The following is a 15,140-nucleotide window of genomic DNA, read 5'->3' as shown; positions in this document are numbered from 1 at the left end:
GTATTTATAACTAGCCATAAAAAAACACCTCTGAATTAAATCAGAGGTGTCTCGAATTTAATTTTATGCTTACCAGACGAATAGTCCAACAATTCCGGCCGAAAGTAGTGATACCAAGATTCCAGAAAGAATCAGGTAACCGACGTTTCTTGAAATAACGTCGTTCTTTTCACGACTTACAAGTCCTTTCAGACATCCAATGACCATGCCAACGGTACTGAAGTTGGCAAAGGAAGTCAAGAAGACACAGAGTTGAGCCTGGTAGTGAGCTGGGAAGATGTGAAGATTGTTAATGTGTGGTGCAATGGCACCCATGACCACGAATTCGTTGGTCACTAACTTGGTTCCCATGTACTGAGCAAACTGGAAGGCGTGGTTAACGTCCATCCCCATCAGCCATGCAAACGGGAACATCACGATTCCAAGTAAATGTTGTAGAGAAAGCCAAGGATTAATGAGTCCCAGTAACTTACTGATTAAGTTAGCTAAGGCAACGAAGGCAATGACGTTAGCGGTAATGATTAAGACCAACTTACCGGCACCCAAGATTGAATCACCCAAAAATGAGAAGAACGGTTCTTTCTTGGGTTTTTCCGGCTTGTCGTCTACCGTCTCTTCAGCAACCTGTTCTGAAGGTTCCGTCATCGTCGCAATCGTGTCTTCTTCAGGCGTCACGTGAACGGGGTTTAGTAGTGAAGTCACGATGATGGCGTTCAAGATGTTAAGCGGAATCGCGGTTAAAACGTATTGACCCGGAATCATCTGGGTGTATGAACCAACGATCGCAGCCGTGATACATGACATCGACATCATGGCGACCGTCAAGAGTCGTTCACTGGATAATTTCTTGAGTTGCAGACTAGAAACAGCCAGAGCTTCCGTGTTTCCAAGGAACATCATTTCAACGGCGTAAAATGATTCGAACTTTGGTTGTCCCGTGACCTTTGATAACGCAATTCCGATCCATTTAATGATAAATGGCAAAATTCCAAAGTATGTAAGGATATCAAACAATGGAACAATCATCAAGATTGGAAGCAGTGCCGAAGTAACAAAGTTCATCTGTTTGACGTGCACCCAGTTGGGAAGTGCGAAGGCAATCCCAGTGTATGCAACCTGGACAATCCAGTTGAATCCTTCAGCAGCCCCCTTGACGGCGTCTCGACCCCAACTAAAGCGAGTAAGGAGAAACGCGATGACTAGGTTTAAGACTAAAACGAAGATAACCGATCGCCAGTTGACGTGCTTGTGATCCTTGGAAAACAAAAAGGCAATTCCGAGGAACACGGCAACCCCAATGATGTTAATGATTAGATAGTAATTCATCGAACTTTCTCCTCCATTTTTATGTGCAATGTTCGGATATTGTCAGATAACAAAATTCGAACAACCTGTTTTTTATAATAATAGTATTAAACATTAACAATTTCAACCTCAATCACGGAAATGGTTCACGGATTGCTTAATTTTTCCGTAAAAAAAGACTAACGATCGGTTAAAAGCGACAGTTAGTCTAATTAATTTATTTCTTTTCTCGTCGTTTATCAATGCGTTCGTCGTACCACGTAAAAACGAGCAGCAACCCGATCATAATCAGATTGACGATCGACTGTAGGACCTGGTCTGAAACCAGTCCGTACATTAAGACGGTAATTAAAAATAACACTAGGTACTTAGCCGAACGCAGATACTCCTGGGTGTAGACGTAGCGTGCAAACTGCATGATTGACAGGATGGCGATGATTAAAAACGAACCATCCCGTAGGACGTGTTTTGATACATCTAGTTTCATATACGTTAACCCTAAACCTGATCGGTTGGTCGAATCACGATTTCGTTGACCGAGGCGTCCTTTGGCATGTCAATGGCATACAGGATTGATTGCGCAATCCGGTCAGGACTAAGGGGCGTCAGGTCGTATGACTCAAACTGCTTCTTAATGTCCGGGTCGGTGATGTGATTAGGCAATTCCGTAGCAACCGCACCGGGTGAAATCATGGTTACCCGAATGCCGGACTTGGCCTTGGCCTCTTCCTCTCTGAGTGAATCACTAATCATCTTCACGGCCGCCTTTGTCGCACTGTACACCCCACTGTTAATTCCAGAAGTGTGGGCTGCAACCGAAGCGGTGTTGATGTATTGGCCGCCACCTTGACCACGCATGGTATCAAGTGAAGCGGTAATCCCGTACAAAACACCCCGGATATTAACGTCAATCATGAGGTTCCAACCCTTGACGTCACCCTTAATCAGTGGTGATTGGGGCATCACACCAGCGTTGTTCATCCAAACGTCAATGCGACCAAACTGGTCAACCGCAGCGGAAGCCAGGTTTCTGACCTCATCGAGTTTAGTGACGTCGGTCTTCTGAATGGCAGCGACGCCACCGTCAGCTTCGATATCTTCCTGAATCGCACGTAAGCGATCCTCTCTTCTAGCGCCCAACACGACCTTGGCGCCGTTCTTTGCCAACAACTTGGCGGTTGCTTCACCAATTCCACTAGAAGCTCCCGTAATTACAACTACTTTATCTTTAACAGCCATCTTAATTCTCCCTAACTATTTTAAATTGTTAAGTGCAGTTTCGATACTCATGTCGCCACTGTGCATGATGATTACCTTGTCAAAGGCATGCTGGTTATTTAAAACGTCAAACAGGACCTGCGAAACGTCATTGATTGAGTTCGAACCAGGTTTGTCATCATTAAAGGTGACTTCGCCGGTTCCAGGGGTCTCAAGCAAGGAGCCCGGTTGTAAAATGGTGTAGTTCAGGTCAGTATCGTGAATTAACCAGTGGTCGGCCATGAACTTAGCGGCCTGGTAGTCCTGCAACTTGGCGTAGTGTTTCTTTCCTTCCCACTGGTCCGGTTGAAGCGCAAAGGCTGAACTGAGCATGATGTAACGTTTGACGCCGGCTTTTTCAGCGGCCTGCATGGTCTTGATGGCTCCGTAACTGTCAACTAAGACCACGTTGTGGCCACCGGATCCAGCGGTGAAGTAGATGGCATCAAAGCCCATCATCGCATCGGCCATTTCGGACACACTCATGTCGACAATGCTAAACTTCAAAGTATTAATCTTGGGACGTTCCTCAACGGTATCCACAAACTTGACCTCTTCGGGATGACGAGCCGCAATGGTAACCGAGTCGTCAGTGTTTTTTTGAAATTGTTTTACTAGGTCAGAACCGACTCTTCCGGTTCCACCAATAATCATAATCTTCATAATTGAAACCTCCTATATATGTCTAAAGCATAACAAATTCAATTAAACGTTAATAGCGATATGCATGTGAAGTTTCTGTTAAGTACGGCAGTAGTTATGATGTTCATCAATCACATAAAATAAATAAAGATAGACATTTTTATCACGTGTGGTATACTATGTTTGTACCGCGTAGGCGGTAGTTTTCAAATAAGATGCACTACTCCTTTCTATTTGATGGTTATGACCCATAAGTACCATGAAGTTCCCTTTCAACTATTTTTGATAGCTGGAAGGGAACTTTTTGTTTTAAAGACTCATCATGACATTGGATTATATCTAACCAGATAAGAATAATCTTTGACATCTCGGACTTAAATGCTAATATCGAGTTGGAAAAATGGTTCACGTCCCTCCGTATCACTTAATAACAACTAAAAATCACCCAACGACTAGTTCATAGCCATCGGGTGATTTCTTCAATCGTTATTTTTTTATGACCGTTGCTCGACCGTTTTCCTCAAAATCAGCAACGTTATCTAGTGACGTAATCACGGCTTCATTGCCGGTGTTTTTTACGAACTGCATCGCCGCTTGAATCTTGGGTTCCATCGAACCCTTCCCAAACTGACCTTGTTTTAGATACATGTCCAGTTCGTCAAGTGACACGTTTCCTAATTCTCTTTGATTGGGCCGTCCGAAATTAATGGCCGCCTGGTCAATGCCGGTCAGGATAATTAACTGGTCGGCGTTCACCATTTGTCCGATTAACGAAGCCGTAAAATCTTTATCAATCACGGCTTCCACGCCTTCGACGTCCCCGTCATCGGTCATTACGACCGGAACGCCGCCACCGCCTCCAGCAATGACAGTGAAACCACTGTCAACCAGCGTGCTAATCTGCTTGGCCTCTAAAATGCTGATGGGGTGAGGTGATGGAACTACCCGCCTGAATCCGCGTCCTGAATCTTCGGCGAATTTCCAGTCCGGATGTTTCATTAAGACGGAATTAACGTCCGCATAAAACGGACCGATGGGCTTGGTTGGATCCTTAAACGCTGGATCATCGGGGTTGACTAACACCCGCGTAAGAATGGTTGAACTAGTCATATCATTGTCACACAGGGCGTCTCCAATCCACAGTCCTAACTCACCTTGAGTCATCGCTCCAACCACGTCAAGTGGCATTGGCGGATTTTCCTTCGTGCTACCGTTTAGTTCTTGTAGCAACAAGTTTCCAACTTGCGGACCATTACCGTGAGTAATCACCAACTGAATGTTCTCAGTCGAATTACGCACGAACTTCACGATTTTTTTCGTCGTTCTTTTTAAAGCTTCTCTTTGGCCTTTCGCAGTTGGATCATCGGTTAAAATCGCATTGCCACCTAGTGCTATCACGATTCTCTTCATTTATGACACTCCTATCTTTCCCATAAATAGGGCAATTACCGCACTAATGGCAGCAATCGTTATCAATGCCATCATGATCCATTCAAAGGTTGTAATTTTGCGTCCTTGATTCTTGATCGCTTTGATGTAGAAACCAAAGCCTAGAACGTATGCAATTGAGCATAACCACAAGAATTGTAGTCCCGCCACTGCGATTCCGACAACTTCAAACAGGAGAGCTAGGATTCCCGGTATCATTTTCTTGACCGAATGAGCCTGAAGTCCAGCCTTAATTTGATCGGCACCAACCAGCGCGTAACAAATCACAATCGCTGCCGTACACAACGAGATTGCCAGGTTGTACGCCTGATCGGTAAATAGTAACGAAATCAAAACAATTTGTACCAAAATCTGGGTTAACCACAATGAGTGTGAAGGTGAATTGTGCTTGTTTAAGTAACCGAACCACCGGGGTAGTAGCTTCTGATCAGCAAGTTGTGACGTCGCTTCAACCGGAAGCATGGTCCATGACAGGAGGGCACCGACCATGGTGATTATAAGTGAGATACTGACAAAAGCCGCACCTATTGGTCCAATCATATCTTTAACAACATAGGTTAGGGCCGGGTTACTCAACTTTGCTAGTTTGGCTTGGGGTAAGTAACCATATGGTAGCATCGCAATCACGATGTTGATGATCAAGAGTGAGATGGTGCCAATAATGGTCGCCTTGGCCGCATCAGAACGCTTCTTCGCACGTCCCGCCATCATCGTGGCTCCTTCAATCCCAATAAAGATCCACATGGTGGTGATGATACAGCCTTTGACTTGATCAAATACCCCCATTGCCGTCGCCGGACTATACGTGAAGTTAGTACTGAAATTAGCCCAAAAGTGGGCGGTGAAAACGTTAGCTTTGAATAAGACGATTCCTAAGATTGCGAAAGCAACCAAGGGAATTATTTTTATTACGGTGATAATGGTATTGATAAAAGCCGCGTTCTCAATCCCCATCGTTACTAACCACGTGAGTAGCCACGTGAATACCGACGCAATGATTACCGCTTGAATTGAGTTGCCTGATCGAAAAACCGGAAAGAAATAACCGATCGCTGACATCATCATGGTGGCAAACGCAATGTTACCAAGCCATGCCGATAGCCAGTATCCCCAGCCCGATAGAAATCCAGCAAAATCACCAAATCCATCTCTGGCAAAATCGGAAATTCCAGTCAGTTCTGGTTTATCCTCACTTAGAGACTTCAAACTCATTGCTAGTGCAAAAATTCCGACTCCGGTAATGATCCACGCCACCAGCGCAGGTCCTGGAGTGGCCGCCGCCGCAATCTGTTCACTGGCATTATAGATCCCAGCACCGATCGCCGAACTAATGACCAGCATGATTAATCCAAATAATGAAACTCCCTTTTTATTTCCCATATAATTTACGCAATCCTCTCAAATCCTAATTTAGGACATGATTGTATCATTGATAATCCTATTTATGCTTTAGTAAAATTTAATTTTCGTTGTACATGCTCAAGTCGCCTAAAGTGGCGGCCATAATTGCCATGATTGAGTGCTTCCGGTTACCAGCTTCAACGAACTGGCGCCCGTAAGGACTTCTAAAGATCTCATCGGTGACTTCCATTTCAGGACTGTCTAAGCCCTTGTATTTTTTAACCGCTTCTTTAGCAGTAATGGTGTTGCCGTCATGAAAGGCTGGCAGACAGTGCATGAAAATTAGTTCATCGTCTGGGGTGCCCGTCTTCTTCATCAAGTCCATGTTGACTTGGTACGGTAATAACTGGTCAATTCGTTGTTGCCAGTTGTTTTCACCCATTGAGACCCAGACGTCGGTGTAGATAATGTTTGAGCCCTTAACTCCCTTGTCAATGTCAGAGGTAATCATGAAGTGGGCGCCCGATTCCTTGGCGTACTTTTCCGCCAAGTCGACGACTGCTTTTTCGGGGTGCAGTTCGTCTGGAGCCACGATGTGAACGTTCACGCCCAGCATCGAGCCGGTCACTAGTAAAGAATTAGCCACGTTATTTCGGCCGTCACCAACAAAGGTCAAGGTGAGGCCCTTTAGGTGACCGAAGTTTTCCTTCACGGTCATAAAGTCAGCAATCATTTGAGTGGGATGCCACTCGTTTGAAAGGCCGTTCCAAACGGGAACTCCCGAGTACTTGGCCATGATTTCCATGTCGGATTGTTCAAAGCCCCGGTACTCAATCCCGTCAGCCAGTTCGCCAAAGACGCGCGCGGAGTCCTCCACTGATTCCTTTTTGCCGAACTGACTTGAGGTTGGATCAATGTAGGCCGTGTTTCCACCTAAGTCGTCGCCACCAAGCTCAAACGAGAGTCTGGTTCTGGTTGAAGTCTTTTGAAACAAGAGCACCAGGTCCTTGTCGTGTAAATACTTGGTTACCTTGCCGTACTTCTTGTGTTCGTTTTTCAAGTTAATGGCAAAATCAATCAAAGCTTCAATCTGGGCTGGTGTAAAATCAGACTCCTTTAAAAAAGAACGTCCTTGCATTGATTTTAATTCCTCTAATAATGTACTCATTGATTTACTCCCCTAATTATTTTTATCGAGTGGTTCACGAATGATTGGTTGTGACATGCAACGAGCTCCACCCCGGCCACGTGATAGTTCTGATGACAGAATCTCGTGGACTTTAACGCCGTGTTTTCTCATGACGTCAATTGTGACCGTGTTACGGTCGTAGGTGACAACTTCACCGGGAGCGATCGCTAGGTTATTTGACCCATCGTTCCACTGTTCACGTGGAGCTGCAACGGGATCACCGTCACCGGTCTCCATCAAGTCAATCTCAGAAAGTCCGAGGACTTCTTTGAGTGTGTCTGGCAGACTTTCGCGATGTTCCATGTTAATGGTGTGATCTTTTCCGGGATGAAGGATGTTAATATTCATCTTACCACCGTTCATGATCCCTGGGTATACGGTAAATTGGTCGTAGTTGACCATCGTAAAGACCGTATCCAAGTGCATCATAGCGTGGTTATGCGGAATTTGGACGGCCACGATCGTGTCGAAATGAGACTTCGGGTCCTCAAAAAGTTTGTGAGCCAGTTTCTCAATCGAACGTGTCGAAGTTCTTTGCGAGCACCCAATCGCTACCACGTGGTCGTTTAAGACGAGCTCATCGCCACCCTCAATACGAGCATCATTATAGCGGTCCAGCCAGATGTCGACTTTTCCAGCAAACCGTGGATGATACTTCATCACGTACTCCGTGATTAGTGACTCTGGACGACGAGCATCAAAAGTCATGTGGTTAATCGTTAAACCAGATCCCATTGAAGCTTGAGGATCCCTGGTAAAGTAAGCATTTGGTAGTGGATCCAGTAGGAAGGGATCAAAAGCGTTCGTCCCGGCCACGTCGTGCAAACTTGGGTGAGTAAAATGAATCTTATCTCGTCTTAAACCAGCATAAATCGTACTGACCAGGTCGTGAATCGAGAGGCTCTCAAAGTAGCGTTTGATGTCCTCGGCCGAACTACCCGTGTAGTAATGTTCCCTTAGGTAAGTTGACTCAAAATCATCCCTTACGTCATCTTTTTTCAAGATGTCTTCCAACAAATCTTCGATGTAGACCACCTCAACTCCATGATCACGGAGTAGATTGGTGAAATAGTCGTGCTCTTTGTCAGCGATCTTTTGATACGGGATGTCATCAAACAGCATCTGTTTCATGGTATCCGGAATGACGTTTTCAATCTCCTTTCCAGGCCTGTGCATTAAAACAGACTTGAGCCGTCCAATTTCAGAGTTCACTTCAATTGCAGATTTCATAATAATCCTCCTCAAGATTGTTACTTAGAAATATGGTTAAACGATTTAACCACCCATATCGTACGGGGTTTCGCAATTTATCACAAGCATTTTAACTGACTAGAAAAAGTTTCCTAGTCGTACGTCAATAATGATAACTGTTTCACAAATATTGTCAAATTGTTAAAAGATTGATAATTTGTAAAGGACGATATAGGTTGATATACTGGGAAAGTTAAACATTTTTGCCAAATTTTAACTAACTTTTTAATAGTTACATACTTAACAATTGTTGCATCAGAAAAATCCTCGAACGTAATACAACTTAGTTCTTAATTAATTAACTTTGTTGGATGGACCGACTGATGATAACCAATTATTAATTAATACTTAGACCTTTTTAAATCAAGATTGGTTTCGGATACTCGTCAACCATTTAACATAATTAAAAATAATCTGGCTTTTATTTTAATGCAATGGTATAATCAGTCTTGGTAATGAGAAGTATCAATCTCTACTACCACCTTAAAAACATACCTGTGCACCAAATCTATTGGGTAAACCTCCATGTCTACTCGGGGTTTGGTGTTTTTAGTCAATAAGAAAGGAGGTTACTTGAATTGACAGTCTTTAAGGAACTACTTGAACTACTGATTCTGGTGTTGCTGATGCTCCTCACCTTTTTTCATCCCAATCCATGGGTTGGAATTGGTCTAAACGTCCTCTTAATCTTGATCTTATGGTTCTTCCCCGAAGGAAGTAATAAGATTAACAAACTCTTCAAGTACATAATCACAGCGGTCTTCTTGATCTCGATTATCCTGATCGTCTTGCAGATGATTTTTCAATAAAAAAAGGAGCACTTCAAAAATGAGGTGCTCCTTTTACGTATTTATTTGTAGTTCTACTTACCCAAAAGCTTGGTGTAAGAAGCGATGTCACTTACGGCATCCTTTAACTGTTTGGAATAGTATTCTTCTGATGGCGCATTACTTACAAAATTGCCATCCTTTTCAAAGTTGTCGTCAATGTGGCCAATCATGGTCATGTGGGGTAACATTACCATTCCCAGCATGGATAAAGTGGGAAGGATTGCTAAAGCTGAAGCCTGACCAGCCATGGCGTTACTTGAATATGAGACAATTCGGGCCGGCTTGTCAGCCGTTTCAAAGCCGATGTAATCAAGGGCATTCTTGAACGCACCAGAAAGACCGTTGTCATAGACTGGTTCGATAAATAGATAACCGTCTCCGTCCTTGATGTTATCAATCCACTTCTTGGGTGCCCCCGTTAGTTTCCGATCAGGATTACCCATTGGTGGAAGTGGCTCATTGAAGATTGGTAGATCTAAGTCACCGATATCAATAAAGTTCAACTTGACCCCGTTATCAGACTCAAGTTCTTTTGCGTTCTTCTTTAAAAAGTTAAAAATTCCGGCACCACTAGAATTGGATCGAGCGCTACCTAAAATTACGTCAACTGTTTTCATTTAATCTCTCTCCCTTTACTCACAAAAAGTAAGTTAATATATATTTTAATTCTATTTAATTTCCCATCCAAAAGCAAGCAAAAGGTCCGCTTCGTAGTTGACCTATCACAATTCTTTATAAATTAGTTAACTTTCATTACAATCAAAACGCACTATACTATAATAAGGTGAGAAGTAGATGAGGGGGAAGTAACATGAAGAATTGGCTTAATAAGATTCTCAAATCAGTCCATGGCGATTCTGACAAGAAGTCATCGGATCATGCCGAGAATGAAAAGCAAAACACTACAAATGAAACAAAAAACAGTGATAGTAAGCAGACCACTGAACAAAACCAAGATCCAAAACAAATCAAAAACGATAAGTTACTTGGAACAAGTAACGCCATTGATAAGTGATTTTGAAGCAATATGATTGTGATTGATTCAGTTGAACACTATACTTTAGTTAGTAAATAACCTGTAGGAGGTAATGAAATGACGAAAAAAATGGAAGTCCAAGTTTGGTCCGATATCGCATGTCCGTTCTGTTACATCGGACGCGCCCACTTCAAGTCCGCACTAAATGACTTTGACCACAAGGACGATGTCGATGTTCATTACAATAGTTTTGAACTCGATCCCAACGCATCTGGTGAACCAGAAACCATGGCTGACCACATGAGTAAAGAAAAAGGGATGTCCAAGGAAAAAGTTTCCGAATTCTTATCAACCATCACCGAACTGGCAAACGAAGCCGGTCTAAAGATGGATACCAGTAAGATTAAGGTGGTTAATACTTTAAAAGCCCACCGCTTGCTTCACTTTGCTGGAACCAAGGGCAAAGAATCCGAACTGATGGACAAGTTATTTGAAGCTTACTTCGCCGACGGTTTAAACGTTGACGACAACTCCGTTTTAGTTGACCTTGCCATGAGCGTTGGTCTAAATCAAGACGAAGTCAAATCTGTCATAGACAGTGATAAATTCAAGGACGACGTCCGAGCTGACGAAGCCGCCGCTCAACAAGTTGGAATTAACGGGGTTCCGTTCTACATCTTCAACAAGAAGTACGCCGTTTCTGGTGCTCAACCAGTAAAAGTCTTCAAGTCCGCTTTAGACAAGGCTTGGGATAGCTTTCAACCAATTGAAATGGTTGGTGGCGACGACCAGCAAAAGGGTGCTAACTGTGAAGGCGGAAGCTGCAGCGTTGACCCCAATGATAATAAGAATTAGTTAAACTAAACGGTCCGTTGGAATAATCCAGCGGACCGTTTTTTTATTTAATCAGATGGAGGTGTCTACCCCAGAGTTCCACAAACGGACCTGAACACAACGAGATGATGACCGTCATGATTCCAATTGGACCGGAGACGAGGAACGCCAAAAACATGAAAAGCACATCCTGAATCACCCGCACTGACCAGTATGGCATGTGCATTCTTTGAGAGAAAATGGGCGCAATGGCGTCATACGAGGACACTCCAAACTTGGCCGACATGTACACGGCAATTCCGACCGTAAATATCAGGAATCCAAGGACGGCAAACAACAATTTCAACCAGAAGTTATCGAACACCAAGTAGGCACCAAACCAGAGCGTGAAATACTGAACTCCGTACCCCACCAGCATGTTAATTAGCGTCCCAAAACCAATCTGATGGTAATCCAAAAACAATACGATGACCAACAAGATCATGTAATCGATGAACTGGATGTTACCCAAACCAAGCGGTAAATGGTGCGACAATCCGACACTTAATGCGGTAAAGGCGTCCATTCCGAGGTTTTCCTTCCGCATCAGGGTCATTCCCATCGCGATGATGGCCGTTCCGACCGCGGTAATTAGGACTTGAACCAGAAAACGCAGCACCCGATGCGAATTTAAATTTTTCATTATTAATGACACCCTTTCGGCGTGTAATTGTAGCAAATATACGTATTCTATAAATAAAATAATAAAAAAAGCTAATCATCACTGATTAGCTTCACCACAGTAACCGCACCTAACTTGCGAACATGGAAGAGATGATACCAGCATCTCTTCCTTTTTAATTACATAATTATTATAATCTTAGTTTCTAATAAAAGTCAATCCGCCTACTTATGGTAAGGACTGCCGCTGTTAATCATAAATGCCCGATAGATTTGTTCGGTCAACACCAAGCGCATTAACTGGTGTGGCAACGTAAAACGGCCAAACGATAGTTCAAAGTTGGCCCGCTTCAACACCTTGGAAGCAAGTCCCAGCGATCCACCAATGACGAAGGTAATGTCCGAGTGACCGTACGTTGCAAGATCCTTGATTTTCTTTGCAAAAGCTTCAGAAGTCAGTTCATCACCCTGAATTGCCAAAGCAATCACATACTCGCGGTCCTTAATTTTAGCCAAAATCCTAGTTCCTTCTTGCTCCATCACCTCGTCCATTTCCGCTTGACTAAGGTTCTCAGGTGCCTTTTCATCTGGCACCTGAACGACCTTAAACTTGCAAAAACGAGAAAGTCGTTTGACGTACTCATTAATTCCGTCTTTGAAGTATTTTTCCTTCAATTTTCCAACTACCACTAATTTAATGTTCATAAGTCGACTCCTTTAAACAGACTATCCACAAAGTTATCCACAGGCATCTTCACAAACTATCATGTTTTTGAAGAAATTAAAGACCTGTTAATAATTCGATTTTGTCAACAACATTTTTATTTATCCACAGAAATAAACAATACATATGTTCGTTAACGCAACTTTTGTTGTTGCTATATCAACGGTTCTCGTGTTCTTTTTTGAATAAAATTTTGTTCCATAAACTTATGCACACTGCTTGTGGATAACTTCTTGATACTTTTCCACTATCATTAAAAGCCTAAATTACAGCTTTTGTGTTTTCACAATGAGTTTATCCCCAAAGTTATGCACAGACTTTTACCACTTGACATTTCCAATCATGTATTTTCTGATTATTAATTTTTTTTAAACCCATTTTGTTCGGAGTTTACCGTCAATAGCTCTATCACGGAATTCATAAGCATCGTTACAATAATCACAACTAAAGTCCCGGTCTTAAGAGGCCAGTTGCTTCAATTATCGCATTAAGCTTCATGAATGTCAGTTCACTCTTTTCAAACAAAAAATGTTCGCCGCATCTACGACGAACATTTTTTCAATTACTGCTGTTTAGCTTGCTGATCTAATGTAATCTCGGACGTTTTCATTTGCCCATTATGATAATAGGTAACGGAAATCTTGTCGCCAACGTTATGCTCATACAAGATGTCACGTAACTTACCCTGATTGGTAATGTCTTTTCCAGCCAATTTGGTAATCACGTCATTCTTCTTGAGACCCGCATTAGCCGCTGGTGATCCACCCTTAACGTCCATCACCACAACTCCGTTGGTGACGTTTGAAGGTAGCTTTAAAATCGATTTCTGCTGCTTAACCGAGATGTTAGCTAGGTCCACGTACTTAATTCCTAGTTCGGGACGAATTACCTTCCCGTTCTTAATGAGCTGGTTGATAATCCGTACGACCTCGTTACTTGGAATGGCAAAGCCCATCCCTTCAACACTAGTACCGGAACTATCCTTTGACAATTTCATTGAGTTAATCCCAACGACCTGTCCGGCACTATTTAGGAGTGGTCCACCCGAGTTTCCGGGATTAATGGCGGCATCGGTCTGGATAACCGTTGCGTCACCGGCACTGGCGTTCTGTTGACCATTCTCGGTGCTGGCTTGTGGGACCTCCCGTTTCTTAGCGGAAATGATTCCTTCAGTCAGAGACGAAGCGTACTCAGAACCAAGCGGTGATCCAATTGCAAGGGCGGTTTGACCCACCTTGATGTCGTCAGAATTACCGAAGTTAGCCACCTTATTGACACCATCGCCGTTAATCTTAAGAACGGCAAGGTCAGTCACGGCATCATGACCAATTAGCTTAGCTTCCTTCTTCTGGCCGTTACTCAAGATGACTTCCAGGTTAGACGAACCCGACACCACGTGATTGTTGGTCACAATGTACGCCGAGCCGTTATCCTTATTGTAGACAACTCCAGAACCCTCACTAATCTGTTGCTGATCCTTTTGGTCTTGGCCACCATTGTCTCCGCCATTTCCTCCAAACACGCCACCAAACATACCTTGCAGTGGATCAGAGTCACTGGACTTGGTCTTCTCGGTGTTAATGACCGAAACGACGGTATCCTTGTTGTCCTTAAAGACTTTTTCCGCCTGATTAGAGGCATTCACCCTTACATTCTCAACTTTTGCGGTTCCACCACGATTGGAACCCGCAGGGACGGATTGAGTTCCTAGAGACATTCCGCCGTTATACCACGAAATCCCACCATAGGCAATTCCACCGCCCAATAGACCGGCTACTAGTGCCACGATGGCAACTGTTAGTAGCGGATGTGTTCTCTTCATATTTACACCCCATTTAATATTATTCTATCAAATAGTTTTTAAAAAAGTATCAATTATTCTCAAAGAGTTATTAAATCGGATGGTTTTTCGACGTCAGTGTCAAACAAATTAAAGTCTTGTCCGACCCCAAAATCTTCATTTTCAAGCATGGAGGCGACGGTGAGATGAGCGAGTGACTTCATGTTGTTATGGTGACTGCGGTGCCCGATGAAGATGTTCTTGGTGTCACGTCCAATGATTTTCATCATGGCGTCCGCCCCGTCTTCGTTTGACAAATGGCCTTCATCACTCATGATGCGTTGTTTGGTTGGCCACGAATAATCGCCGTTTCTCAGCATTTCCACGTCATGATTACACTCTAAAACGTACGCGTTGGCGTCTCTTATGACCCCTTCAATGTGATCAGAGACATAACCCGTATCAGTCAACACCACAAAGCTCTTATCGCCGTCGTGAAAATTGTAGAACTGGGCGTCGGCAGCATCATGGGACACACTGAAACTTTCAACGTCCAGGTCCCCAAACGATTTGGTGGTATCGGGATCGAAAATAAACTTCTGTTCCTCAGGAAATTTTCCAATCTTGTTCCCCATCGCGTTCCAGGTCTTCTCGTTAGCGTAGACCTGCATGTCATACTTACGGGCTAAGATTCCCACTGATTTGGCATGATCGGTGTGCTCGTGAGTCACAAATAACTTATCAACGTCGGTCAAACTCCGTCCAATTGAATTCATGAGGTTCTCGATCTTTTTGCCCGACAGTCCGGCATCAAGTAAGACTTTGTGCTGGTTCGTCTCAATATAAGTAACGTTGCCGCCGCTTCCGCTCGACAATACACTGATTTTCATTGGATCTTCGCT

General features: G+C 43.5%; 16 protein-coding genes. 3 read left to right on the top strand and 13 right to left on the bottom strand.

Annotation, left to right across the window (positions count from 1 at the left end):
* Positions 1 to 69: 69 nt before the first annotated feature.
* The 8 genes from AC6UDD_RS05745 to AC6UDD_RS05710 all read right to left on the bottom strand — a co-directional run bounded on the left by AC6UDD_RS05745 (position 70) and on the right by AC6UDD_RS05710 (position 8,413).
* Positions 70 to 1,326 (bottom strand): NupC/NupG family nucleoside CNT transporter, encoded by a 1,257-nt coding sequence (locus AC6UDD_RS05745; protein WP_500719536.1) that lies wholly within the window; start codon positions 1,324 to 1,326, stop codon positions 70 to 72.
* 196 nt (positions 1,327 to 1,522) lie between these two features.
* Positions 1,523 to 1,792: a hypothetical protein gene (locus tag AC6UDD_RS05740; RefSeq protein ID WP_500719534.1), complete on the bottom strand. Its 270-nt coding sequence runs from the start codon at positions 1,790 to 1,792 to the stop codon at positions 1,523 to 1,525.
* 11 nt (positions 1,793 to 1,803) lie between these two features.
* Positions 1,804 to 2,544 carry an SDR family oxidoreductase gene (locus tag AC6UDD_RS05735; protein ID WP_500719532.1) on the bottom strand — a complete coding sequence of 247 codons (741 nt, stop codon included), beginning with the start codon at positions 2,542 to 2,544 and terminating at the stop codon, positions 1,804 to 1,806.
* 15 nt (positions 2,545 to 2,559) lie between these two features.
* A complete protein-coding gene (locus tag AC6UDD_RS05730) occupies positions 2,560 to 3,225 on the bottom strand; it encodes an SDR family oxidoreductase (protein WP_500719530.1) in 666 nt (221 codons plus the stop codon).
* Positions 3,226 to 3,690: 465 nt separating this feature from the next.
* Positions 3,691 to 4,614: a carbamate kinase gene (gene arcC / locus AC6UDD_RS05725; protein WP_500719529.1), complete on the bottom strand. Its 924-nt coding sequence runs from the start codon at positions 4,612 to 4,614 to the stop codon at positions 3,691 to 3,693.
* Positions 4,615 to 6,033: a basic amino acid/polyamine antiporter gene (locus tag AC6UDD_RS05720; protein WP_500719526.1), complete on the bottom strand. Its 1,419-nt coding sequence runs from the start codon at positions 6,031 to 6,033 to the stop codon at positions 4,615 to 4,617. It abuts the gene before it with no gap.
* A gap of 79 nt (positions 6,034 to 6,112) precedes the next feature.
* Positions 6,113 to 7,162, bottom strand: a complete 1,050-nt coding sequence (argF, locus tag AC6UDD_RS05715) for an ornithine carbamoyltransferase (protein WP_500719524.1) — start codon at positions 7,160 to 7,162, stop codon at positions 6,113 to 6,115.
* Between the two features lie 12 nt (positions 7,163 to 7,174).
* Positions 7,175 to 8,413 carry an arginine deiminase gene (locus AC6UDD_RS05710; protein ID WP_500719522.1) on the bottom strand — a complete coding sequence of 413 codons (1,239 nt, stop codon included), beginning with the start codon at positions 8,411 to 8,413 and terminating at the stop codon, positions 7,175 to 7,177.
* Between the two features lie 599 nt (positions 8,414 to 9,012).
* Here AC6UDD_RS05710 and AC6UDD_RS05705 point away from each other — a divergent pair.
* Positions 9,013 to 9,243 (top strand): hypothetical protein, encoded by a 231-nt coding sequence (locus AC6UDD_RS05705; RefSeq protein ID WP_500719520.1) that lies wholly within the window; start codon positions 9,013 to 9,015, stop codon positions 9,241 to 9,243.
* A gap of 53 nt (positions 9,244 to 9,296) precedes the next feature.
* Here the strand turns inward: AC6UDD_RS05705 and AC6UDD_RS05700 are convergent, their stop codons facing one another.
* Entirely contained in the window at positions 9,297 to 9,881 is a 585-nt protein-coding gene (locus AC6UDD_RS05700) for an NADPH-dependent FMN reductase (RefSeq protein WP_500719518.1), read from the bottom strand.
* A gap of 194 nt (positions 9,882 to 10,075) precedes the next feature.
* Between AC6UDD_RS05700 and AC6UDD_RS05695 the strand changes: the two genes are divergently transcribed.
* The gene (locus tag AC6UDD_RS05695) at positions 10,076 to 10,279 is read left to right on the top strand and encodes a hypothetical protein (RefSeq protein WP_500719517.1); all 204 of its coding nucleotides are present in this window, start codon (positions 10,076 to 10,078) and stop codon (positions 10,277 to 10,279) included.
* A gap of 78 nt (positions 10,280 to 10,357) precedes the next feature.
* A complete protein-coding gene (locus AC6UDD_RS05690; RefSeq protein ID WP_500719515.1) occupies positions 10,358 to 11,095 on the top strand; it encodes a DsbA family oxidoreductase in 738 nt (245 codons plus the stop codon).
* Between the two features lie 43 nt (positions 11,096 to 11,138).
* Here AC6UDD_RS05690 and AC6UDD_RS05685 read toward each other — a convergent pair whose 3' ends face one another.
* The 4 genes from AC6UDD_RS05685 to AC6UDD_RS05670 form a co-directional block, all read right to left on the bottom strand.
* A complete protein-coding gene (locus tag AC6UDD_RS05685) occupies positions 11,139 to 11,756 on the bottom strand; it encodes a YczE/YyaS/YitT family protein (RefSeq protein WP_500719513.1) in 618 nt (205 codons plus the stop codon).
* 203 nt (positions 11,757 to 11,959) lie between these two features.
* Positions 11,960 to 12,439 carry a 23S rRNA (pseudouridine(1915)-N(3))-methyltransferase RlmH gene (gene rlmH, locus AC6UDD_RS05680; RefSeq protein ID WP_500719511.1) on the bottom strand — a complete coding sequence of 160 codons (480 nt, stop codon included), beginning with the start codon at positions 12,437 to 12,439 and terminating at the stop codon, positions 11,960 to 11,962.
* 581 nt (positions 12,440 to 13,020) lie between these two features.
* Positions 13,021 to 14,280, bottom strand: a complete 1,260-nt coding sequence (locus AC6UDD_RS05675; protein ID WP_500719509.1) for a S1C family serine protease — start codon at positions 14,278 to 14,280, stop codon at positions 13,021 to 13,023.
* A gap of 59 nt (positions 14,281 to 14,339) precedes the next feature.
* Entirely contained in the window at positions 14,340 to 15,128 is a 789-nt protein-coding gene (locus tag AC6UDD_RS05670; protein WP_500694189.1) for an MBL fold metallo-hydrolase, read from the bottom strand.
* Positions 15,129 to 15,140: the final 12 nt, after the last annotated feature.

The organism is Fructilactobacillus sp. X2R1C3 (assembly GCF_059901425.1).
The sequence above is the reverse complement of the archived record's forward strand: the minus strand, read 5'-3'. Positions and strand labels throughout refer to the sequence as shown.

What these genes read in the sequence shown, in the direction of transcription:
- AC6UDD_RS05730 (WP_500719530.1), bottom strand. Translation starts at nt 3,225, where the DNA reads ATGAAGATTATGATTATTGGTGGAACCGGAAGAGTCGGTTCTGACCTA.
- AC6UDD_RS05735 (WP_500719532.1), bottom strand. Translation starts at nt 2,544, where the DNA reads ATGGCTGTTAAAGATAAAGTAGTTGTAATTACGGGAGCTTCTAGTGGA.
- rlmH (WP_500719511.1), bottom strand. Translation starts at nt 12,439, where the DNA reads ATGAACATTAAATTAGTGGTAGTTGGAAAATTGAAGGAAAAATACTTC.
- AC6UDD_RS05720 (WP_500719526.1), bottom strand. Translation starts at nt 6,033, where the DNA reads ATGGGAAATAAAAAGGGAGTTTCATTATTTGGATTAATCATGCTGGTC.
- AC6UDD_RS05675 (WP_500719509.1), bottom strand. Translation starts at nt 14,280, where the DNA reads ATGAAGAGAACACATCCGCTACTAACAGTTGCCATCGTGGCACTAGTA.
- AC6UDD_RS05700 (WP_500719518.1), bottom strand. Translation starts at nt 9,881, where the DNA reads ATGAAAACAGTTGACGTAATTTTAGGTAGCGCTCGATCCAATTCTAGT.
- AC6UDD_RS05695 (WP_500719517.1), top strand. Translation starts at nt 10,076, where the DNA reads ATGAAGAATTGGCTTAATAAGATTCTCAAATCAGTCCATGGCGATTCT.
- AC6UDD_RS05740 (WP_500719534.1), bottom strand. Translation starts at nt 1,792, where the DNA reads ATGAAACTAGATGTATCAAAACACGTCCTACGGGATGGTTCGTTTTTA.
- arcC (WP_500719529.1), bottom strand. Translation starts at nt 4,614, where the DNA reads ATGAAGAGAATCGTGATAGCACTAGGTGGCAATGCGATTTTAACCGAT.
- argF (WP_500719524.1), bottom strand. Translation starts at nt 7,162, where the DNA reads ATGAGTACATTATTAGAGGAATTAAAATCAATGCAAGGACGTTCTTTT.
- AC6UDD_RS05670 (WP_500694189.1), bottom strand. Translation starts at nt 15,128, where the DNA reads ATGAAAATCAGTGTATTGTCGAGCGGAAGCGGCGGCAACGTTACTTAT.
- AC6UDD_RS05690 (WP_500719515.1), top strand. Translation starts at nt 10,358, where the DNA reads ATGACGAAAAAAATGGAAGTCCAAGTTTGGTCCGATATCGCATGTCCG.
- AC6UDD_RS05710 (WP_500719522.1), bottom strand. Translation starts at nt 8,413, where the DNA reads ATGAAATCTGCAATTGAAGTGAACTCTGAAATTGGACGGCTCAAGTCT.
- AC6UDD_RS05745 (WP_500719536.1), bottom strand. Translation starts at nt 1,326, where the DNA reads ATGAATTACTATCTAATCATTAACATCATTGGGGTTGCCGTGTTCCTC.
- AC6UDD_RS05685 (WP_500719513.1), bottom strand. Translation starts at nt 11,756, where the DNA reads ATGAAAAATTTAAATTCGCATCGGGTGCTGCGTTTTCTGGTTCAAGTC.